This window comes from uncultured Roseovarius sp., assembly GCF_947259555.1.
Classification (GTDB): Bacteria; Pseudomonadota; Alphaproteobacteria; order Rhodobacterales; family Rhodobacteraceae; genus Roseovarius.
In genome coordinates this window covers 1-2554 of the sequence record NZ_CAMYMD010000023.1, presented here as the reverse complement: position 1 = coordinate 2554, position 2554 = coordinate 1, and the positions used below count along the sequence as shown (strand labels likewise).

Annotated in this window: 3 protein-coding genes; all 3 read right to left on the bottom strand. The window is 63.0% G+C overall.

Features of this window, described 5'->3' with window-relative positions; all coding sequences use genetic code 11:
* The coding region (locus Q0X85_RS03560) for a strawberry notch-like NTP hydrolase domain-containing protein (RefSeq protein ID WP_297769093.1) at positions 1-1807 on the bottom strand (1807 nt) is incomplete at its 3' end.
* Between the two features lie 244 nt (positions 1808-2051).
* The gene (locus Q0X85_RS03555) at positions 2052-2216 is read right to left on the bottom strand and encodes a hypothetical protein (RefSeq protein WP_243614100.1); all 165 of its coding nucleotides are present in this window, start codon (positions 2214-2216) and stop codon (positions 2052-2054) included.
* A gap of 94 nt (positions 2217-2310) precedes the next feature.
* A partial coding sequence (locus tag Q0X85_RS03550) for a type II toxin-antitoxin system YhaV family toxin (protein ID WP_297769090.1) occupies positions 2311-2554 on the bottom strand: 244 nt, incomplete at its 5' end.

The window sequence follows — 2554 nt, the reverse complement described above, 5'->3', positions numbered from 1 at the left end:
TGCCCTCTGCCGATCCGGCGGCGTTCTGCATGGCATGGGCCTCATCAAAAGCGAGGACGCCTTCAAAGTCATCGCACATCCAGTCGAGGAACTGGCTCAGCCGCGTGGTGCCGCATTTGCCCGCGGACCGCAGCGTGGCGTAGGTGACGAAGAGGATGCCACAGGTCACGGTGATGGGTTGGTCCGGTTTCCATTTGGAAAGCGGCTGAATGTCGGCAGGCGAGCCGCCGAGATCGGTCCAGTCGCGGATCGCGTCCTCGATGAGCGTGGCGGATTTGGAAACCCAGATCGCCTTTCTGCGCCCGGCCAGCCAGTTCACGAGAATGAGCCCCGCGCATTCGCGCCCCTTGCCGCAACCGGTGCCGTCGCCGAGGAAATAGCCGAGGCGATAGGCACGTGCATCCGGGTCGTCATCGGCGCGCGTCAGCTTGGTCTGGTCGTCATCGATGCTAAACCGACCGGGCAGGTCGCGCCCATGGGCATCATGCGCCATGACGATGGTCTCGAGCTGCGCCTCGGAAAGATGTCCCTCCTCGATCAACCGTGCGGGCAGGCGCAATTCCGCACTGGCCGCGCCTGAAGGCACGGGCGGTGCAACCGAGGCCATGGCGATGCTTTCGACGAGCGGCGTGGGGTGTTCCTGCGCACCCGCGATCTCGATCCGCTGCGGGCGATAGCGCGCATAGATATCCGAGACCGGCGTGTTGTCGCGCGGGACATCGAAGCTTGTGAAGCTGAGCGGACGGACGGCATTGGCCCTTGGTTTGGAGGCGGCGACAGGCGCAGCGGCGGTCTTGCGAGGGGCAGATGATGGAACGGTCGGCCGAGCATGAGGGATCGCCTCAGCCCGGTGGACGGGGCGCATCTCGGGCCGGATTGCGGCCACGACGTCGACATATGTCAAGGCGTCATCCAGGTCCCGGACACTGGCGCGGATCATCTCGCCGTCCTCCTGCACCTTGTCGAAGACCATCAGCTGGGTTTCGACAGAGGTGCCGAGCTTGCGGTAGACCTGCCCCGGCATCGTCAGCGCCAATCGCGGCGTCAGGAGACCGCAGGCGCGGGACCAATGCGCGGCATCACGCTCCGGGCTGAACCCCGGCGGCATGATCGCCACCAGGCGCCCGCCGGGTGCCAGGCGCTTTGCAGCCGCGATGAGATGTTTGGCGGCGATGTGCTTGTCTCGGGAGCGATCGACCGATGAGGCGAAGGGCGGGTTCATCACCACGACGTCGGGTAGAAGCGGCGACTGCAGCAGATCGTCGATATGCTCGCCGTCATGGCCCGTCACCTCGCCGCCGAAAACCGCGCGCAGGAGGCGCTGGCGAAAGGGGTCGATCTCGTTGAGCGAAAGCGTGGCACCAGCCCGGGCGGCGAAAGCGGCCAGTGCACCGGTGCCAGCCGAGGGCTCCAGAACGGTCTCGCCCTTGCGGATCGCCGCGGCCCGCAAGACCAGCGCCGCAAATGGCAGCGGCGTGGAAAACTGCTGCAGCCGGATCTGCTGCTCGGAGCGGCGGGTTTCCGTCAGCAGCCGCGAGGCAAGCAGCCTTGCAGCGGCGATGTCACCTGCCGCGCCGTCCCCACGCAGCAGCACCTGAACAGCCGCGGCCTGCATCAGGTCATATGCCATGCGCCAGTCCCAGGCACCGCCAGCATCGCTGCCATGAAACGTCTCGCGCATGATGCGCGCAAGCGCTGAGCTACGCAGAGGTATATGGTCGATCTCCGCGCCGATTCGCGCGATGGCATTTGCGAGATCAGTGTCGGAGATTGGTAATGCCGGGTTTGCCGAATTGGGCTTGGTCATGGTGATTTTCCTTTGGATCAGGATCTGAATTCCAAAGGACAAAAAGCCCGCTTTCGCTTTTCAGGGTGGCGGGATCAGACCGCGCTGACCTCCAAGGCTTGGTCAGGACTTGGGTTCGACCTGCCGCTTCGCATCAATCAAAGCCTGAGCGGCCTGCATCACTTGAACCTGAGATGTTCCGGCGCGTGCATCCTCAAGCGCGGCCTTTACCTGTGCGCAAAACCACGCGTCATAAGAATTCGCTTCAGCGGCCACGGAAATGCTCCTCGAGCCCGATATCCAGCAGCTTGCCGAGGTCATCGGGCATGTCTGCAACGCGCACAGCAATTGGGAAACGGTGCCCCGTGAGGTCAGGCGCGCATTGCTCCTCTAGCCCGAGGTGCTGCCTATCCTTTTCCGCCTCAATCATTGTGCTTTCTCCGACCGTATTATCAGCCGATGCTACATCTTCCAGCGTGGCGTCGTAAACGATAATGCCAAAGGGTCACAGCAAGCTGGCCCACTTACCGATCGGGCACCGCTTCAAGGGAAGTTTCGAACCCCTTGTCCCCCGCCGCTGCTTCTTTCAAGAGCGCGTCGAAATTGTCAGGTGGGTTGCCATCTTCCAACATCCCTTTGAACGTCGCATAGGCATCCGTCTTGCTGCCATAGGCGCGCAGGGTCTTGTCGTCGTTCACCCAGGCCACCACGATGACCTTCGCATCGCTGTTGAACCGATAGAACAGCCGATACTGCTGGAAGAATTTC